General features: G+C 58.9%; 18 protein-coding genes. 6 read left to right on the top strand and 12 right to left on the bottom strand.

Annotation, left to right across the window (positions count from 1 at the left end):
- Positions 1-88: 88 nt before the first annotated feature.
- Positions 89-1,210, top strand: coding sequence for an AAA family ATPase (locus RAE04_RS04235; protein WP_317026532.1), 1,122 nt, complete (start codon positions 89-91; stop codon positions 1,208-1,210).
- Here the strand turns inward: RAE04_RS04235 and RAE04_RS04230 are convergent.
- Complete coding sequence (locus tag RAE04_RS04230; RefSeq protein WP_317026531.1) at positions 1,207-2,121, bottom strand: methionine synthase; 915 nt, start codon at positions 2,119-2,121, stop codon at positions 1,207-1,209. The genes RAE04_RS04235 and RAE04_RS04230 overlap by 4 nt on opposite strands.
- A 77-nt stretch (positions 2,122-2,198) precedes the next feature.
- On the opposite strand from RAE04_RS04230, the gene RAE04_RS04225 reads away from it, so the two are divergent.
- Positions 2,199-2,567 carry a PH domain-containing protein gene (locus RAE04_RS04225; RefSeq protein WP_284786685.1) on the top strand — a complete coding sequence of 123 codons (369 nt, stop codon included), beginning with the start codon at positions 2,199-2,201 and terminating at the stop codon, positions 2,565-2,567.
- Here the strand turns inward: RAE04_RS04225 and mnmA are convergent.
- The gene (gene mnmA, locus RAE04_RS04220; RefSeq protein ID WP_284836527.1) at positions 2,560-3,645 is read right to left on the bottom strand and encodes a tRNA 2-thiouridine(34) synthase MnmA; all 1,086 of its coding nucleotides are present in this window, start codon (positions 3,643-3,645) and stop codon (positions 2,560-2,562) included. The two genes, RAE04_RS04225 and mnmA, sit on opposite strands and share 8 nt — an antisense overlap.
- Before the next feature lie 94 nt (positions 3,646-3,739).
- Between mnmA and RAE04_RS04215 the strand changes: the two genes are divergently transcribed.
- Positions 3,740-4,576 (top strand): spermidine synthase, encoded by an 837-nt coding sequence (locus tag RAE04_RS04215; protein WP_049378396.1) that lies wholly within the window; start codon positions 3,740-3,742, stop codon positions 4,574-4,576.
- On the opposite strand, the gene RAE04_RS04210 is transcribed toward RAE04_RS04215, so the two are convergent.
- On the bottom strand, positions 4,557-5,717 hold the full coding sequence (locus tag RAE04_RS04210; protein WP_317026530.1) for a glycoside hydrolase family 25 protein: 1,161 nt from the start codon (positions 5,715-5,717) through the stop codon (positions 4,557-4,559). The genes RAE04_RS04215 and RAE04_RS04210 overlap by 20 nt on opposite strands.
- A 182-nt stretch (positions 5,718-5,899) precedes the next feature.
- Here RAE04_RS04210 and RAE04_RS04205 point away from each other — a divergent pair, with 182 nt between their 5' ends.
- The gene (locus RAE04_RS04205) at positions 5,900-7,096 is read left to right on the top strand and encodes an HNH endonuclease signature motif containing protein (protein WP_317026529.1); all 1,197 of its coding nucleotides are present in this window, start codon (positions 5,900-5,902) and stop codon (positions 7,094-7,096) included.
- Here RAE04_RS04205 and RAE04_RS04200 read toward each other — a convergent pair.
- The 6 genes from RAE04_RS04200 to RAE04_RS04175 are packed head-to-tail and all read right to left on the bottom strand — an operon-like array spanning position 7,093 to position 12,740.
- The gene (locus RAE04_RS04200; protein WP_317026528.1) at positions 7,093-8,208 is read right to left on the bottom strand and encodes a cysteine desulfurase family protein; all 1,116 of its coding nucleotides are present in this window, start codon (positions 8,206-8,208) and stop codon (positions 7,093-7,095) included. The two genes, RAE04_RS04205 and RAE04_RS04200, sit on opposite strands and share 4 nt — an antisense overlap.
- Positions 8,208-9,149 carry an electron transfer flavoprotein subunit alpha/FixB family protein gene (locus tag RAE04_RS04195; RefSeq protein ID WP_317026527.1) on the bottom strand — a complete coding sequence of 314 codons (942 nt, stop codon included), beginning with the start codon at positions 9,147-9,149 and terminating at the stop codon, positions 8,208-8,210. Before RAE04_RS04195 ends, RAE04_RS04200 begins: the two co-directional genes overlap by 1 nt.
- Before the next feature lie 8 nt (positions 9,150-9,157).
- On the bottom strand, positions 9,158-9,940 hold the full coding sequence (locus RAE04_RS04190) for an electron transfer flavoprotein subunit beta/FixA family protein (protein WP_317026526.1): 783 nt from the start codon (positions 9,938-9,940) through the stop codon (positions 9,158-9,160).
- Between the two features lie 24 nt (positions 9,941-9,964).
- Positions 9,965-11,098, bottom strand: coding sequence for a THUMP-like domain-containing protein (locus RAE04_RS04185; protein WP_317026525.1), 1,134 nt, complete (start codon positions 11,096-11,098; stop codon positions 9,965-9,967).
- Positions 11,095-11,922, bottom strand: coding sequence for an NUDIX domain-containing protein (locus tag RAE04_RS04180; RefSeq protein ID WP_317026524.1), 828 nt, complete (start codon positions 11,920-11,922; stop codon positions 11,095-11,097). Before RAE04_RS04180 ends, RAE04_RS04185 begins: the two co-directional genes overlap by 4 nt.
- Positions 11,919-12,740 (bottom strand): ABC transporter ATP-binding protein, encoded by an 822-nt coding sequence (locus RAE04_RS04175; RefSeq protein ID WP_005327654.1) that lies wholly within the window; start codon positions 12,738-12,740, stop codon positions 11,919-11,921. Before RAE04_RS04175 ends, RAE04_RS04180 begins: the two co-directional genes overlap by 4 nt.
- A 58-nt stretch (positions 12,741-12,798) precedes the next feature.
- Here RAE04_RS04175 and RAE04_RS04170 point away from each other — a divergent pair, with 58 nt between their 5' ends.
- Entirely contained in the window at positions 12,799-14,808 is a 2,010-nt protein-coding gene (locus tag RAE04_RS04170; RefSeq protein WP_317026523.1) for a maltotransferase domain-containing protein, read from the top strand.
- Between the two features lie 44 nt (positions 14,809-14,852).
- A complete protein-coding gene (gene glgB, locus RAE04_RS04165) occupies positions 14,853-16,970 on the top strand; it encodes a 1,4-alpha-glucan branching protein GlgB (RefSeq protein ID WP_317026522.1) in 2,118 nt (705 codons plus the stop codon).
- A 4-nt stretch (positions 16,971-16,974) separates the two neighbouring features.
- On the opposite strand, the gene RAE04_RS04160 is transcribed toward glgB, so the two are convergent.
- From RAE04_RS04160 to RAE04_RS04150, 3 genes are read right to left on the bottom strand one after another with little or no spacing between them, the layout of a single operon-like run.
- Positions 16,975-17,367 carry a low molecular weight phosphatase family protein gene (locus tag RAE04_RS04160; protein ID WP_317026521.1) on the bottom strand — a complete coding sequence of 131 codons (393 nt, stop codon included), beginning with the start codon at positions 17,365-17,367 and terminating at the stop codon, positions 16,975-16,977.
- Positions 17,368-17,383: 16 nt separating this feature from the next.
- A complete protein-coding gene (locus tag RAE04_RS04155; RefSeq protein WP_317026520.1) occupies positions 17,384-18,310 on the bottom strand; it encodes a tetratricopeptide repeat protein in 927 nt (308 codons plus the stop codon).
- The gene (locus RAE04_RS04150; RefSeq protein ID WP_317026519.1) at positions 18,311-18,619 is read right to left on the bottom strand and encodes a thiamine-binding protein; all 309 of its coding nucleotides are present in this window, start codon (positions 18,617-18,619) and stop codon (positions 18,311-18,313) included. It abuts the gene before it with no gap.
- Positions 18,620-18,621: the final 2 nt, after the last annotated feature.

Below are 18,621 nucleotides of genomic sequence, written 5' to 3'. Positions count from 1 at the left end.
CACAGTAAGAAACCTATAAAGTCTCCCAAATCTCCACTTCGAGCCGAAAGTCTCCCAAATCTCCGACAAAACGGGTTACACTAGCCGCATGGACAACCCATTCCGCCCGACATTCGGCGCCCCTCCCCTGTTCTGGGTCGGCCGCGGCGTCGTGCTCGATAGTTTCCGCACTGCCCTCGATGGTTCAGCAGGCAATGCCTCCCGTTCCATGGTCCTAAGCGGCGCTAGGGGCATCGGCAAAACGGTCCTTATCAACGAGTTGGAAGATATTGCTGAAGCGCGCGGTTGGGTAACGCTACGCGCCTCCGGGCGCTCCACCATGGTGGAGGAACTGGTCAACACCACGATTCCGAGGCTTCTCGAGCGGCTTTCGCCCAGCGATAAGAAGAAGGTCAGCCGCATCGGCATCGGCGGCGTAGGATCGATTGGCTTCGACCACCAGAAGGAAGACCCCTTCACCCCCACGTTGAATACTCGCCTACGCGAGCTTTCCTCCGAGCTGAAAGGCACCGGCGTCCTCCTCACCATCGACGAGGTTCAAGACGCCGACGTCGAAGACCTCACCACCATCGCCGTGGCCTACCAAGACTTGGTGCGCGATGAAATCGATATCGCCTTGGTGGCCGCTGGCCTGCCGCAGGGGGTCAACCACTTGCTGGACTTGCCCGGGGTAACCTTCCTGCGCCGGGCCCAGAAATTCGTGCTCGGCCCCTTGTCGCCGGCCAATGCGGAGCAGGCCCTAGAGCACACGGCCTCGGGGTCGGGGCTGGAGTTTAGCCACGAAGCGATTGCCGACGCCGCCGCGCTCACCCGCGGCTACCCCTACCTCGTGCAATTGGTCGGCTCACTGGCATGGGAGCGCAGTCGCCGCAACCAAGAAGGCGGCATTTCCCAGCAGACAATCGCCTCTATCGCCCCAGATGCAATATCGATCATGGGCGCGCAGGTGCACCAGCCTGCGACGCTAGCCCTGCCGCCGGCGCAGCGGGAGTTCCTAGAAGCGATGGCCGCAGTCGAAGTCGATGGCATCGCCACCATCGCAGACATCGCGGGCCACATGGACCGCACCGTACGCTCCTTGTCGGCCACCCGCCAGCGGCTTATCGACGCCGACCTCATCGAACCCACCGCACACGGCAAGCTGCGCTACGTTATTCCCTATATGGGCGAATACTTCACCACCACGGATAGCCGCGGGCGCGTCGATTAAAGATCGCCGGCGTCGCGAATGAGGATGCCCGCCACCTCAGCGGCAAAAGAATAGCTGTCCACGGCCTTTTCCACCGGCCACGGGAAGATATCAACCTGTTCTGGAATTCGCTCCCGCGACAGCCCCATGCGGTCGAAGTGCTGTGCAATAGAAATAGCCTCCGTGCGAGCATCTTGCCCTGCCACGCCCAATCCGACGCGAGCGCCGCCATCAATCCACTGCCCCAAGCCATCGAGATGCTCGGGCGAGGCTAGACCAGCAAAATCGAGCAGCACCGTCTTCGCCGCCACTTCCCATAATGGCTCGCGAAGCCGAAGGTAGTCCGCGCCAAACTCCGCCAGTGTCGCATTGACCTGGTCCGCGGGAAAAGCCCTGATCGTATCAAAGTCGGTGGTGCCTGGAAGGGTGCCTGAAAGGACGTCGGCAAGCAGGGGCTCGTCCAGCTGCACAAGAACCTCTGTCCCAAAACGCTGTGCCACCTGCGCCTTGTGTTCCTTAATTCCGGCCAACAGAGCACCACGCAGATCCCGGAACGCACCCGCATCAGTAATCGCGCGGTGCCCGTTTCCTAGCTCCACAGCGGCCGCCAAACTCCACGGGCCTACCGCTTGGACCTTGATACGGGGAACTGACTCACCCCACACCTCCTGAATCTCGTCCACATCCCGGCTCATCTGGTCAACAATCCGATGCGAGATGAGCTGCGGCCGATCACTGAGCACCCATGAGCGCGGTCCGCGGTCAATGGAGACTGCTTCCAACAAGCCCGCCGTGCGCCCAATGGCCCCAGCATAAATCCCGCGGTCCGGCAACTGCGGAAGGTGCGGGAGACCACCCGTCTCACCCATCACGATGTCTGCCGCCTCACTCATGGAGTATCCCGGCATAGGGCCTAAGCCAAAAGCGTCCATATTCACCTCGGCGCTAGTATTATTTCTCAAAATTATCCATCCGATACGCGACGTATCACTTCGAAAGGAACCTTACTATGGGCGTGGAAAAATACTCCGGCTGGACCTTCTACAACGAGTGCGAAATTCCCCAGGACATTTCCACTGTTTTGGCCAAACAGGAATATCCCGTCTGCGCTTTCAAGACAGTCCGCGATGCCGCCGTATTTACCAATAGGCGCCTCATCATCCGCGACGCTCAAGGCCTTACAGGCAAAAAGGTAGAAATGTACTCCCTGCCCTATTCCTCCATCAACATGTGGTCCACGGAAAACGCGGGAAAGCTCCTTGACTTCAATGCTGAGCTGCAGCTGTGGACTAGGGCTGGCGAATTCAAAATCAACATTGGCCCCAATATCGATGTCCGAGCGCTAGATCAGCTCATTGCCAACTGCGTGCTTAATTAGTTCCACAGATGGTGCCGGAGCCGATGACGATGTCTCCCAGCTCATCCGGCGAAGGCAAGTACAGCACCGCCGCTTGGCCGCGGGCGACACCAGATAGCGGCTCCTTGAGTTCGAGGCGCATCTCGTCCGCCTCGCGGTCAACGTGGGCGGTACATGGCACCACGGAGCCATGTGCGCGCACCTGAACCTCGCACTCGAAATCCCCATCCATGCCCGGGTGGAGGTACTTCAGGCGATCGGCCTGAATCGAGGTTACGGCCAAGTCCTCGCGGGCGCCGACGGTAACCGTGCCGGTAGCAGCATCAATATCGGTGACGTAGCGGGGGCGGCCGTCGGCAGCCGGCGCCTTGATGTCCAGGCCCTTGCGTTGGCCGATGGTGTAATTCCACGCGCCATCGTGCTCCTTGAGCTCCGTGCCCTCTTGATCCACGATCATGCCGGGGCGCAATCCAATACGGGCGCCCAGAAACGCCTGCGTATTGCCGTCGGGAATGAAGCAAATGTCATAGGAATCCGGCTTCTTCGCGGTGGAAAATCCGTGCGCAGCAGCCTCTTCGCGGATTTGCGGCTTAGGAGTATCGCCAATGGGGAAAAAGCAGTGCTCCAACTCCTCAGCCGAAATCACGCCGAGCACATAAGATTGATCCTTATTTTCGTCCAAGGAGCGGCGCATATAGCCGTCTTCGTCGATGGTGGCATAGTGGCCCGTCGCAACCGCATCGAAGCCAAGCGCCATGCCCTTTTGCAGCAGCGCTCGGAACTTAATCTTCTCGTTGCAGCGCAGGCAGGGATTGGGGGTCTCGCCGCGGGCGTAGGAATCCACGAATTCCGTAATGACCTCTTCTTTGAATTCCTCCGAAAAGTCCCACACATAAAAGGGAATGCCCAGCTTATCGCAGATGCGGCGGGCGTCGGCCGAATCCTCCAACGAGCAGCAACCGCGGGCCTTCTCCCTGGTCTGCTGCGCGTCTTTGTGCAGCGCGAGGTGAACGCCAATTACCTCGTGGCCGGCTTCTACTGCACGGGCGGCGGCAACCGATGAGTCCACGCCGCCGGACATGGCAACCAATACTCGCATTGTGCTCCCCATTTCACCTTGACTACAGGCCCGAAAGTCTACTCCCTAGCCCCAACGCGGTTTAAATCGAATCCATTCCCTAAGCTTGTGTGACATGGGCAGAAAGCGAGCTTCCACCGATCCGGGAATTACCGGCACCTACGATATTTCTACCGGCACAGCCGAGGTTGTGCCGGATGAGTTTCGCGACCGCGCCTATATTCTCAACGTTAATGGCGTGCCGAGCAGCCACATTGTGCTCGGTGAGCCGGAGGAGCTGGAGTTTGAGTACATGCGCTGGATTGCGGCGGCGGTTGAGCACCTCAATACTCGGCCAGCGAATAAGCTCCGCGTGACCCACCTAGGCGGCGCGGGATGCTCCCTTCCGCGCTATTTTGCCAGCAAGCTTCCGGGCAGCCGCCACACGGTGGTCGAACTCGACGCCAAGTTGGGCGAGTTGGTGCGTACGCTTTTCGACGTCCCGCGTTCCCCCACCGTCAAAATCCGTGCCGGCGAGGCCCGCACAGAAACCGAGGGGTTCCTTCCGTCCAGCCGCGACATCATCATCCGCGATGTCTTTGCTGGCGACAAGACACCAGCCAACCTCACCACCGTGGAATTCTTTCAGGCTGCAAAGCAGTCGCTGGCGCCGGGTGGCCTCTACGTAGCCAACTGCGGCGACCATTCCGATCTACAGCTGGCAAAGAGCGAGCTGGCGGGCCTCGATCGAGTTTTTGACCACCTCGCCGTCATCGCGGACCCACCGATGCTCAAGGGTCGGCGCTACGGGAACATCATCCTGGTAGCCTCAGATACAGAAATGCCAGCCGAGGGCTCCGTCGAAGCCGCCCAGCTGGCAAAGGCACTCTTAGGCGGGGCAGTGCCCGCCCATTACAAAGACGAGGCCTGGACCCGCGCGTTTTTCACCGGTGCTACTGCAGTACGCGATTAAGCAGCGTAGCTACTTGTCCCGCGTCAAAATCGGGTACGTCAGCGCCGGCGTTCTTGGCGGCATTCTTAGCTTCCGATACCTCCGACTCGGAGACGTTGCCTGACTTAACGTTGTTCACGTGACCGGCATTGTCCAGCAGGATAGCTAGGTCGCTGACGGAGAAGTTGCCCTTCGCCATATCGCCCAGGTCCTCCACTGGAAGGGCATCCTTGTCTTGCAGAGTCTTTACGAAGCTGGCCAAGCCCTCCGCCGCTTGGGGATCGAGGCCGGACTTTTCGGCGGCGTCGGCAAGCTGCGGAATCGCAATCAGCCCCGCCGCCAGGGCCAAAATAGCACCGATGAGCGGCGTACTATCGGAGCTCAAGTCAAGCCCATCGCTCACCACCAGCTGCTCGAGCGCGCCGCCGACGTCCACGTAGTTGCCGTCGCTGAAGGACTGTAGTTGCTGCTTAGAACCATTAAACAGGTTCATGTCGACGTCGGTAGGAATGCCTGCTACCTTGCCGGAGCCAGAGCGCTGCCAGAAGGATAGCTTGTTCCAACCGCCTACGGCATCGGGCGCTTGATCCTGGTAGGCCGCGAGCCACAATGGCATATCCGAGAACTTCTGGGAGTTATTCATCTGCCCCATCCAGAAGTACTTGTAGGTGTAGATCATGGGTGTGCGACCGGTAAGACGCTTGAGCTCGCTAGTAAATTCTTCAATCCATTGCTCCAGCTGTGCCGCAGACTTTCCTTCCGCCACCTCGATATCAAGTGCAGGAGGCAATGTCTGATTCGGGGCAAGGGCGATCTGCGCGGCAAAGTTGGCCGCCTGAGTCTTGGCGTCGCCCGCCGGACGTGCGTAGTGGTATGCACCGGTCTTGAGTCCAGCAGCATTAGCCGCCTGAATATCCTCTACATAGTGGGGGTTTACCCAATCACCGCCCTCGGTAGCCTTCACGAATGCAAAGGACTGACCGTCGGTACGCACCTTTGACCAATCGATAGGTGTACCGCCTGGATGCTGGTGCGCTGCAACGTCAATGCCCTTAGGTGCACCGAGGCTCACCGCCTGGGCGACGGCGGTACCACTTACGGCTAGTGCAGCCACGGTGACCACCGCAGTAATGCTCTTTCGGAGTGCCTTCTTTGATGTCATGCGCGTGAGTCTAGCAACGTCTTCACTCCTGTCACATCTTTAACACGCACCACTTGAGATAATTTTCTTCACCTCCATTTCACCCCTTCTTGGGATACGTCCCTTTAGAACATATTTTTGCCCCTACCCCTTGCAAAGGGGCAGGGCACGGCTTAAAATATTCACCATGGAGTTAAGCACACATGTTCTACAAATCGGGGGATTTCATCTTGGACGCCTACTACATAGTCAATGACCCCAACGATCCGCTTGCAGTTAAAGCCACAGAAATCAGAAAACAAGATTACCTATTCTGGAATGAGGTGAAGCCAGACCTAGAAGAAGATTTCGACATATCTTGCCACACACTTTCCACCCGCACGGGCTTAAGCGAGCGGCGCACGCGAGACATAACAATGGCCCTTTATCGACTCGCAGAGCTACCACTCACAAAGGCGCTCCAGGAAACCTGTTACTTCCTGGATTTCTCTCGTCTTATTACTATCGACGCCGTGCTTAGCAAGCTGGGCGACATCCCGACCGAAATTCTCGAGCGGATAGACCAAGAGCTTGCACATTACCTGACCCCCACGAAGCCCGGTCAGGTACTGCCTTCGAATACGAATTTGCGGCGAAAACTAAACGGCCTCATCGCTGTGGAGGACCCACACCCCAATGAAGATAAAGAGCCTGATGCAGGGAACGACTCCTATTTCACCTACCACAGTTTCGGCGGGAAGGCTGGGCTAGCAGTGGAATTCGATGAAGCTACCATGCTAGCCATCGATGAACACGTTAGTAAGGCAGCCAAAGAGCATAACCTCACAAAAGCTGAAGCCCTAGCCAAGTTGATTCTGGGCGAAATTGAGTCGCGGGCAAAAGTGGTTCTTCATATGTACCGAGCCGATGACCAGGAGGCTGCTCCCGCATTTATCCGGGGATTCGGATGGATAAGCCCTGAGACCGCTGACAGTCTGCGCCCCACCCAGACGCGGGATATGGACCTTGCAAAAAGGATGGAGAGCGAAAGCTACGTTACTCCCCCGCTCGTTGGCGCCTACGTGGAAGGCCGCGATGGCGTGTGCCGCTGGCCAGGTTGTAATCGCCCCGCAGAGAACTGCCAAAAGGACCACCGGATTGACCATGCACAGGGAGGGAAAACAGCGGGGAGCAACTTGGCATCACTCTGCCAGCATCACCACAACATCAAAACCGATGGTGGTGCCTTCTACATCATGGATCCACATACTGGAGACATAGTATGGCTCTTTGACGATGGCCGCTGGGAATACGATGAGCCCCAAGGACCGCTAGCGCCCAAGAACAAGAACTGGGCGCTAACGGTAGGCCAAGCTATCGCCGCCCGGCGAGCTGCGGCGAAAGAAAGGAATGATAGCTAGACGGAACGGGCTCGTGAAATAACCTCCGGAAGATGAGCCAAGACGTAGTCAACATCCTCTTCCGAAGTAAGCCTACCGAGAGTAAAACGCAGGGAACCGATTCCTTCCGCCTCACTTACGCCCATTGCCTCGAGCACATGAGACATGCGGTTTACGCCAGCGCTGCAAGCACTGCCGGTAGAGGCCTCGATCTGCAAGGAATCCAGCAGCATGATGAGGCTATCGCCATCAGCACCGGGAAATGAGACGTGCAGGTGGGAAGGCAAGCACGGCTCGGCTGAGTTGACCACTACGTCGTCGATGGTGGCGAGAATTCCGTCGCGCAGCTTATTGCGGAGAGCAGCAATTCGCTCACCCTGGGTGGTGATTTCAGAGACGGATTCCTCCAACGCCGCAGCTAAACCGGAAGCGCCCGCCACGTCCACGGTGCCAGGGCGGATGCCCCGTTCTTGGCCACCGCCGTAGGCAATCGGCTGGGGCGCAGGACTGCGCTTGGCCAAAAGCAAACCGATGCCGCGGGGGCCGCCGAACTTGTGGGCGCTGGCGGCGAGGCTGGCGATCCCTAGATCAGAAAAATTGATGGGAACTTTGCCCACGGCCTGCACCGCATCCACGTGCACGGGTGTGCCTGTCGCATTCGCACGTGTGGCTATCTCTTCGATGGGCTGAATGGCGCCGGTTTCGTTGTTGGCCCACATGCAGGTAGCGACGTCGGCAAGCGTGTCTAGGGCCGATAGACCTGCAATGTGCCCGGAACGGTCGACGGGAAGGATATCGACAGCTGCTCCTGTTTTCTCCAGCTTAGAGACGGTATCGCGCACGGCCGGGTGCTCAATATCGGTAGAAATAATGCGGTTTGTTTGCCCAGCCGCGTAGAGACCCTGAATGGCGATATTGTCCGCCTCGGTGCCAGAAGAGGTAAAGATGACTTCGATGGGCTCGCAGCCGAGGAGGGAAGCCACCTTTTCACGGGCATCATCCAGCACGGACCGCGCCTTGCGGCCAGAACCATACTGCGCGCCGGAGTTGACGGAGCCGGCCGCCGCCACCCACGCGTCAATCGCGCTCTGGCGCATCGGCTGGGTAGCGGCATAGTCAAAGTAGTACGGCATTACTGGCGCGCCTTCAGTTCCTCGGTCAGGGCTGGTGCGATTTCATGCAGGTCGCCCACGACGCCGAGATCAGCGATCTGGAAGAACGGCTCATCCTGGTCTTGGTTGACCACCACAATGGTGCCGGAAGTCTGCATGCCAGAGGTGTGCTGGATAGCGCCAGAGATACCCAAGCCGATGTAGAGGTCGGGCGAGACGGTAACACCGGTCTGGCCGATCTGATACGCGGCGTCATAAAAGCCTTCATCGACGGCGTCGCGGGTGGCGCCGACTGCGGCCCTGAGGGCGTCGGCAAGCGGCTCGACGACGGCACCGAACTCGTCGCCCACGCCACGTCCGCCGGCGACGACTGCCTTGGCCTCGGTAATTTCTGGTCGTGCGGACTTCTGGGCCGGAGTAAAGGAGGCTACCTTGACATCTTTGCCCGTGGCGGCCGGCAACGGCATCGGCGCCGGCTGCGCCTCCACCTGCTGTGGTGCAGCCTCAACCGCACCCGGTCGAAGGGTGTAGATCGGGCACTGGCCAGCGGCAGTAGAGGTGGTCTCATAGGAACCACCGAAAATGCTCATCTGGGCGGAGCCATCAGCGGCGATGCCACTAACATTGACCAGTGCGCCAGAGGCGAGGCGAGCCGCAAGTCGGCCGGCAATCTCGTTATTGGCCGGAGTTGCAGCCAGCACGATGGGCGCTGGGTTCGCAGCGCCAAGCGCATGCAGGGCATCAACCTCCGGGGTAAGGAAACGCTGTTCATAATCCTCGGCCGTTGCCTGAACCACCTGTGCGGCACCGAGGGCGGCAAGGTCGGCGTCGAACTTATCGGCCTGCTTGTCGACGACCACTGCGGACACCGTACCCAATTCCCGTGCGGCCGTAATCAGCTCGCCGGTAACGGGAAGGAGGTTGTCCGCGTCGTGCTCAACTAGTACGTAAACGTGCGACATATCTACTCCTAAATCAAGTTCTTTGCGGACAGGAAGTCAGCGATCTTCTTCGCTGCATCTTGCGGGTTGGGCTCCGAAATAACTTCGCCAGCGGTGCGCGGTGGGCGCTTCTCAGCGGCCGACACGGAGGTTGTCGGCGCGATGGCCTCGATGCCCAGGTCAGCCAGGGTGAAGGTGGTGATTTCCGCCTTCTTAGCTGCCATAAGACCCTTGAAGTTGGGGAATCGTGGCTTGTCGCTCTTATCGTTCACCGTAACGATCGCTGGCAGCGACGCCTCAAGTTCCCAGGTGCCGCGCGCATCATCGCGGGTGCCCTGCAGGGTGCCGTCAGCTAGCTCTACCTTGTGCAGGCCGGTAAGGGCCGGCAGCTGGCGGTATTCGGCGAGCAGGCCGGCAAGCAGGCCGGTGGAGGCGTCGGAAGCTTCGGTGCCGGCGGTGATCAGCTGGACGTCGTCAAGCTGATTGAGCGCGGCATTGAGGGTCCAAGCGGTCGATAGCGCGTCCGCTCCGGCCAAGGAATCATCGGAGACGAGCACGGCATCGTCGGCGCCCATAGCCAAAGCCTTACGCAGTGCCTCGTCGGCCTGGGCCGGCCCCATCGTCAGTGCTACGACTTTGTAGCCCGCATCGGGGTTATTGTCGCGCAGTCGCAGGGCTTGTTCCACGGAGTACTCATTAACCTCATCAATGACGTTATCCACGGAGGTGCGATCCAGGGTGTGGTCATCGTTCAGAGACTTGGTAGACCACGTATCCGGCACGTGTTTGACCAGAGCCACGATAGTTGGCATTGGGCACTCACCTTTCCGATATATTTATGTTGCGTAATTATCCTCGGACGATGATACTCGGGGTTGACACAGCAAGGCGATTCCCTGTGAGCCAATTCGCGTAATGATGACCGCAAATGGTTTCTTTCCCTTCAGCTTCATCTTCTTCCGCAGCTGGTCAGGGTCCACTTCTACCCCGCGTACAAGGATTTCTAGGCTTCCCGCATCATAGGATTTAAGTACGGATTTTAATCTCTTTAGGGGTACTTTTTCTATGAATGGAAATCCCGAAGTCCCCGCCGGAATCCTCTCTCCTGTCAGGTATGCGATGCGTGGATCGATTTGATGCAGCCCTTCCCTGGCCGCGTAGTGCTGGACCAATCCCGCTCGAACGATGGCCCCATCCGGGTCGATGAGGTAACTGCCAATGTCTCCAGCATCGGGTAGGTTGCCTGCGTGGTCGTCGAGGACATCCAGCTTGTTTCCTCGAATCATTACCGCTCTTCGGCCGCTGCCAAGGCCTGGGGTATAAAGGCAGGCTTCTTTTACCCCACCATCGACGCTCGCGACCGTGACGAGGCCGTCCCACTCGCTAAAATCAAGGCCAGGAGCGCACTTGATGGCCAGTTCTTTGTCGCGATGCTTATCGACGACCTCCGGGAGCGGTGGCACCAAATCCTCCGGCCGCGTGATTCGCCTGCCACCGGCGCGGCGGGCTGGGTCCGCAAGGAGAACATCGGCAGTGGTAGTAGTCGTCAGCGCATCCGCGCGGAAAATTTTGGCGGAAGAGAGGTTATGCCTCGCCATTCTTACCCGTGATTCATCCAGGTCTGAGCCAATGTAGTCGAGCGGAGAATTATAGCCTTCGGTGCCGATGGAACAGGTGACGTCGTGGACGCTGCGCACCCCCTGCTCGGCAAGGAATTTCGTCCGATACGCCGCCACTTCGATGGGGGTTGCTTGCTGGGCAGAGTCTGCGTCCATAAGCCAATCGGGCGGGAGCTTTCCGGAACTGCGGGCGGTTACCAGCTCCATGACCGCGCGGCCATACTCACCGAACTTAGCTTTGAGGATTTCGGTGTTTTTGAGCCGAGAAGCCTTGGTTAAGGTGAGGTCGAGGTGTGCTATTTCCTCTTGATGTTCGGCAAGGAAGTCGACTTCTGCGGGGGTATAACTCATATTCGGTCTAAAGGGGTGGTGGAAAAGAATTCGCGGTAACGGGGATCTTCGCGTGGATCCCCAATGACGGGGCGCAGGTCCGAAAAGGACGCGTCCTCTAGGACCTCTTGTACGGAGGAATAGTTGCTCAGCCTTTGCATCTGTGCCCACGTGGGGATGACAAGGCGCACCAGCCCGGCGCGCCAGCCGTCCAGGATGAGCTGCGGGGAGAACCATCCGGCATCGTCTGCTTCATCGGTATCCCCATCGGGTTCTTGGCCGGAGGGCAACACCCCAACGAAGAAGAAGGTGTCGAACCAATGGCTTTTCCCCTTTCCTACCCAGCGCGCCCAAGGAAGGAGCATATCGGCGTCGACGCGCATTCCGTTATTGCTAAGGAATTCGGTAAAGGAAATGGTGTGGTTTTCTAGTAGTTTTCGCTCTTTGTGATAGCGCCGCGCATTGGAGACAATGCCGTCCTCGCGGATGGCGAAAAGGGTGCCGGCCTCTTCGAAGAGCTCGCGGGCAGCGGCGAAAACAAGGGCGTGGGCCTTGTACTTGGTCACCCCCATCCGGCGCGCCATGGAGATGACAGACTTTCCGGCCCACAGCTCGCCCGAGTCCCAGGAACGCGGCGGAAAGTCACGTGGGTCTACACCGCCGCCCGGAAATACTGAATGCCCCGGGTAGTTGTGCATGGTGTGGGCGCGCTCTTGTACCCACACTTCAAGACCATCAGCGCCGTCCCGCAGGAGCAGGACGGTTGCCGCCAGGCGCCCACCGTGGAAGCCGGTGGTATCGCTGGCGTCAATGGCATCGAGACGGTCATGAAAAGGATTGGTCATAGAGAAGCTCGGCGGGCGAAGTATCGCTGTCCAATGCGGTCCACCTGAATGGGCTGGTGGAAAGCGCGAGTCAGATTTTCGGAGGTGAGGACGGAATTAATCAGTCCTTTTGCCACAACCTTACCCTCATCCAATAGCATGGCGTGGGTGAAGCCATAGGGGATCTCCTCCACGTGGTGGGTGATCATGACTATCGCTGGGGCATCGGGATCCATGGCTAGATTGCCAAGGTATCCCACGAGGTCTTCGCGGCCTCCCAGGTCCATTCCTGCGGACGGCTCATCGAGGATGAGCAACTCTGGGTTAGACATGAGTGCGCGAGCGAGGACGACGCGCTTCTTTTCTCCCTCAGACAGGGTTCCCCAGGTGCGCTCTTTGAGGTGGGTGGCCCCAACTTGGGCCAAGATGTCATCCGCGCGGGAGAAATCCATGTCCTGGTATTCTTCCCGCCAGCGGCCCAGCACAGCGTAACCTGCGGAGACAACTAGATCGTCTACTCGCTCAGTGTCCGGGATGCGCGATTGCACCGCCGCGGAAGAGATGCCTATAAGTGCACGCAGATCGCGCATGTCGGTTTTGCCGATTTGCTCCCCCATCAAAAAGGCGGTGCCTTTCGAGGGGAACTCTTCGGCCGCGGCCATGCGCACCAGCGAGGTCTTGCCCGCGCCATTGGGGCCAATAATGACCCAGCGCTCATCGAGCTCTACTTGCCAGTCCACGGGTCCGACGAGGGTCTTGCCGCCGCGGCGCAGCTCGACGCCGCGAAAATCTACGAGCCAATCTTGATCAGTGGGAGTTACGTCGTTCACGCCTTCCATTGTGACTGATTTGTTCTTTGCCCGGTGAAATTGACACAGCTGCATTAGTCTTATGGGCATGACTACTCGCCTTGGTATTGACGATGTCCGCCCGCTTATCTCCGCCGGTTCTGTAGCCTCCAAAGCCGTTGTAGGCGAGGTAATTCCTGTCACCGCCCTCGTCTGGCGCGAGGGTCACGATGCGGTCTCGGCAACCCTGTCTGCGTGGGCGGCACGGACCACGGCTACCTCCTCCGTCACTATGCAAGTTGATCCCGATGACCAGGATCGCGTACACGGCGTATTTACCCCGGGCACCCAAGGCACCTGGTACTTCCGCGTCGATGCCTGGTCCGATCCCATCGCCACGTGGAAGAACGCGGTAACCAAGAAAATGGCGGCTGGGCAATCCGCTGCTGAGCTGGCCAATGACCTGCAGCATGGCGCCGAGTTGTTTTCTCGCGCGGCTCTGCAAACCCCGTCGGATGTGGTGGAACCGCTCTTTGCGGCCGCTCGGGACTTGGAGGATGAGTCCTTGGACGTCGATAAGCGCGTGCAGGTAGCACTCTCGGAGGAAGTAGCAGGCATTCTGCACTCGCATCCCCTGCGCGACCTGCTGGTGGAGGGCGCAATCCACGAGGTATATGTGGAGCGCCGGGCCGCACTCTATAACTCGTGGTATGAGCTTTTTCCCCGCTCCACGGGAGGCTGGGATAAAGAGGGAAATCCAGTCCACGGCACTTTTGACACCACTGCCAAGGCACTGGAGCGGGTGGCCGATATGGGCTTCGATACGGTGTACTTTCCGCCCATCCATCCCATCGGCAAGGTACACCGCAAGGGAAAGAATAATTCGGTCGTGGCCGAGCCCGGCGATGTGGGAAGCCCCTGGGCCATCCAGGAGCACTCCACCACCCATCCGGACCTGGGCACGATGGAGGATTTCCAAAAACTCGTCTCCCGCGCCCAGGAACTCGGCCTGGAGGTAGCGCTTGATTTCGCACTTCAGGCATCGCCCGATCATCCATGGGCTAGCAGCCACCCAGAATTTTTCACCGTTCTTCCGGATGGCTCCATCGCCTACGCCGAGAACCCGCCGAAGAAGTATCAGGATATTTATCCGCTTAACTTCGATAACGCTCCTGAAGCCATCTACCACGAGATCTATGAGACCTTGATGATTTGGGTGGAAGCCGGTGTGAGTACATTCCGCGTGGATAACCCGCACACCAAGCCGGCAAACTTTTGGAACTGGCTGATTACCCGCGTACATGCCACCCATCCGGATGTCATCTTCTTGGCGGAGGCCTTTACCCGCGCGCCTCGCCTCTTCGGTCTAGCGAAGGCGGGTTTCTCCCAGTCCTATACCTACTTCACCTGGCAGACCTCTAAACAAGAACTCACCCAGTTTGGCCGGATGCACGTCGACCAAGCAGATATCTGCCGCCCCAACCTCTTTGTTAATACTCCGGATATCCTGCACGAGTCCCTGCAGACCGGCGGGCGTGCCATGTTCGCCATTCGCGCTGTCCTAGCCGCCACCATGTCGCCTCTATGGGGCGTGTACTCCGGCTTTGAACTCTACGAGCACACCCCGGTAGCCCCAGGCTCCGAGGAATATCTCGACTCTGAGAAGTACGAACTGCGCCCGCGCGATTTTGCGGCGGCGGCTGCGTCAGGAGATTCCCTCGAGTCCTATATCCGGCTGCTCAACCAGATCCGCCGCGATAATCCTGCATTGCAGCAACTGCGCACCCTGCGGTTCCATGACACCGACAATGAAGCCATAATTGCCTATTCGAAGGCGGATCCAGCCTCCGGCAATGTAGTCCTCGTTGTGGTCAACCTGGATCCGCGCAATGCACAGGAAGCCACCGTCACGGTAGATATGCAGGCTATCGGCCGCCACCCCGGCGAGTCCTATACCGTCCAGGACACGATTACCGGCGCTGCCTACCACTGGTCCGAGCGCAACTTTGTGCGCTTAGAGCCGCTTCGCGACGTCGCCCATGTCTTTGTCCTTCCCCCTGCCGACCACGCCCTCCAGGAACAGCTCACCTGGCGCGAGGTCACCGACTACCGCCCGTAAATATTCGCCCACCGGACCGCACTCGAACTAGGTACTCTGATTGTATGACTATCCCGGCCGCTGACCTCGCCCGCATAAACGACTGCCGCCACCATGACCCACACGGCTTTTATGGTTGGCACGAAGGCATCGTACGCACCCGCCAGCCTGGCGCCACGGCAGTACACATTCACACCCCCACCCAATCCATTTCCATGGACTTGGTAGGCGATGATATTTGGGAAGCAGAGGTAGGCGATAACTGTGATTACCGCCTAGAAATCTCCTATCCGGAGGCGCCTACTCGCACTGTGGCAGACGGCTATCACTTCCTTCCCACGGTGGGCTCGCTGGATCTGCACCTGATTGGGGAAGGCCGCCACGAGCGCCTCTGGGATGTCCTCGGCGCCAACCTGCGCTCTTATGACACCGAAATGGGTACCGTTTCCGGCGTCTCCTTTGCCGTGTGGGCGCCCAATGCCCAGGGCGTTGCCGTAGTAGGCGATTTCTGTGGCTGGAACCCCACCCACTATCCGATGCGTTCACTCGGCTCTACCGGCGTGTGGGAGGTCTTTGTTCCCAGTATCGGTGCTGGCGAGCACTATAAGTTCGCCATCTTTAGCCACGAGGGCCGCAAGGACAAGGCCGATCCCCTAGCCAAGCGCACCGCCTGCCCGCCGGAGACGGACTCTATCGTGGATTCCACCAGTTTCGCCTGGTCCGATTCCGCCTGGATGGACAAGCGTACCGGCAACCTCGATGTGCCCATGAGCATCTATGAGGTGCACGTCGGCTCGTGGAAGATCGGCGCCAACTACAACCGCTTGCGCGAGGATCTCATCCCATACCTTAAGGAGCACGGTTTCACCCACGTCGAGCTCTTGCCCGTGGCCGAGCATCCTTTCGGCGGGTCCTGGGGATACCAAGTCTCTGGCTACTACTCGCCGTCTGCGCGTTGGGGCTCGCCGGATGAATTCCGAGAGCTGGTCAATGCCCTGCACGAGAATGGCATCGGCGTCATCGTGGACTGGGTGCCAGCACACTTCCCCAAGGATGATTGGGCCCTGGGTCGCTTTGACGGCCAGGCTCTCTACGAGCACCCCGATCCCCGCCGCGGCGAGCAGGCCGATTGGGGGACCTATGTCTTTGACTTCGGCCGCAATGAGGTCCGCAATTTCCTCGTGGCCAACGCCCTATACTGGGCCGAAGAATTCCACATCGACGGCCTGCGCGTAGACGCCGTGGCTTCCATGCTCTACCTCGATTACTCCCGCGATGAGTGGCTGCCCAACCAATATGGCGGGCGCGAGAATCTCGAGGCCGTGCAATTCCTGCAGGAAACCAACGCCACCCTCAACCGCACGCATCCAGGCGTACTCACCATTGCCGAGGAATCCACTTCCTGGCCGGGAGTTACCGCCCCTACCTCTGAAAACGGCCTAGGCTTTTCCCTGAAATGGAATATGGGCTGGATGAATGACACCTTGGAGTACTTCAAGCACGAGCCCATTCACCGTTCCTATCACCACGGCGAGCTCACCTTCTCCATGGTCTATGCTTACTCCGAGCGCTATGTCCTACCGTTTAGCCACGACGAAGTTGTGCACGGCAAAGGCTCGCTGTGGGAGCGCATGCCTGGCGACGACTGGAATAAGGCCGCCGGCCTCCGCGCCCTCTATGGCTACATGTTCTCCCACCCCGGCAAGAACCTGCTCTTCATGGGCCAGGAATTTGGCCAGACTACCGAGTGGGCCGAGGGGTATTCCGTGGACTGGGGCAACCTCGACGGTTGGGGTAGCGAATGGCACCTGGGCATCAAGCGCCTCGTAAGGGATATCAACCTCGTCTACCGCGATACCCCAGCACTGTGGAGCCAGGATTTCCACCAGGATGGCTTCCAATGGGTCAAGGCAGATGACTCGACCAATAACGTCCTAGGCTACGTCCGCTACGGTGCAGACGGCTCTGCTCTGCTCGCCGTGTGCAACCTTTCTGGCTCTTCCGTCCCCAACTATGGCCTCTGGGTTCCACAGGACGGCGAATGGCAGATGGTGCTCAACACCGATGACGCCGTCTACGAAGGCGCTGGGAACCCACTTCCCCAGCGCATCCGCGTGGAGAACAACTCCACGACGCTGCATCTGCCGGCCAATTCCGTGCAGTGGTACGTGCTGGAAGGATAGAGAGTTATCGCTGGGCGCGCACGAACTCAGCTACGCGAGCATCTATGTCATCGCGCAACGCGTCCATGCGCTCTTCGCCCTCCAAACCACGCAGCGAAGGATCCTCGATGTCCCACCGCTGCGCTGGCCCCTCATATTTCGCATCACCTACTACGATGACGTGGTCGACAGCGGCAGCCAGGTGGGGATCCACTAGAGCAGGGCTACCAGACATTTCTGCGCCCACCTTAGCGAGGGAAGCTTTGGCTTCTTGATTGATGCCCTGCTGGGTATGCTCCGGGGTAGTTTGCACCCCAGCCGAGTAAATATCCCAGTCAGGCGCATGCTTGGCGGCTAGCGCCGCAGCCATCTGCGACTTTCCGCGATTTGTATTACACAGGAACAACACTGAGGTCATGCTTTCGTTCCTTCATCTAGTACAGGGCGCTCGCCAGCTTGGTGCGAGCTTCCATCACGCGCGGGTCATTCCCCTCAAAGAGTCCGAAGAGCTCCAGCAGGCGCTCGCGTAGGCGGGACTTGTCATCGCCGGCCGTTGTCTTCATAGTCTCGATGAGGCGATCAAAGGCCTTTTCTGGGGCTCCGGCTACCACCTCGGCGTCGGCAGCTCGCATTTGCTTATCGACGTCCCCTTTATCCCCTTCCGCGGCCGCAATCGGGTCCTCGGTCTGGTTGGCAGGATCGAGGCGCTGGAGCAAGACTGTGGTGTCGCGCGCCTGTTTGATCTGCACATTATCGGGCTCGGATTCCAAGATGGAGTTGTAGACGTTGAGAGCGCCATCAAAGTCGCCGGCGTTCAAGAAGCTTTCTGCTTCCTGGAGACGCGGATCCTCTTCTTCCTCTTGTGGCTGTTCCGATGCCTCATTGCCTTGCAGGCCCTTCAGCTGTGGTCCAACATTTTGCACCAGGGTATCGACCCATTGCTTTAGGGCGTCTTTGGGTTGCGCACCCTCAAAGTTCGTCAGAGGCTGCCCAGCACCCAAGGCCACGACTGTCGGCAGATTCTTAACACCAAAGGCCTGCGCAACCTGCGGAGTAGCATCCGCATCCACGTAAGCAACCAAGAAGCTCAAGTTTCCTTGCGTGGCCAAATCCGCAAGGTCAGTCTTCAACTGCTCCGACTGGGTAGAGCGAGCAGTACCGATGAGGACCACGACCGGAACTTCCGTAGACCGGCGAACCACATCTTGCTCGAAGTTGGCCTCGGTCACCGTGAAGAACGGCTGGACGCCGCCGGCACTTGTCTGCGGCGATTCCTGCGCCTTCTGCCGAGCCTCGGCTCGCGCCTTGACCTGGCTGAGGTCGAGCGCTCCTCCTACATAAGCATTATTTGGTGAAGTCATCTAGTCCTCCTTTGCAAGGCGGCGGTTAACCGCATCTACTTTGTCCGTTAGCTGATTAGTTACGCCTTCGCGAATATCGGCCTTGACCACCAAAGAAGTGCGTGGGGAAACTTCACGCACTGCATCAGTGGCTTTTTTAATCGTGTCAAAGACCTCGTCCCATTCGCCTTCTAGCAAGGTGAACATGGCATTAGTCTCGTTGGGCAGGCCGGATTCGCGGACCACGCGCACAGCCTCGGACACGGCATCGGCCATTTCTTGGGAGTCATTATTGACCACCGCAGGGGCTACAGAAAATGCAACAATCATGC

Source organism: Corynebacterium sp. CTNIH16 (assembly GCF_032821655.1).
Taxonomy (GTDB): Bacteria; Actinomycetota; Actinomycetes; order Mycobacteriales; family Mycobacteriaceae; genus Corynebacterium; species Corynebacterium marquesiae.
This window is presented reverse-complemented; position numbering and strand designations above follow the sequence as displayed.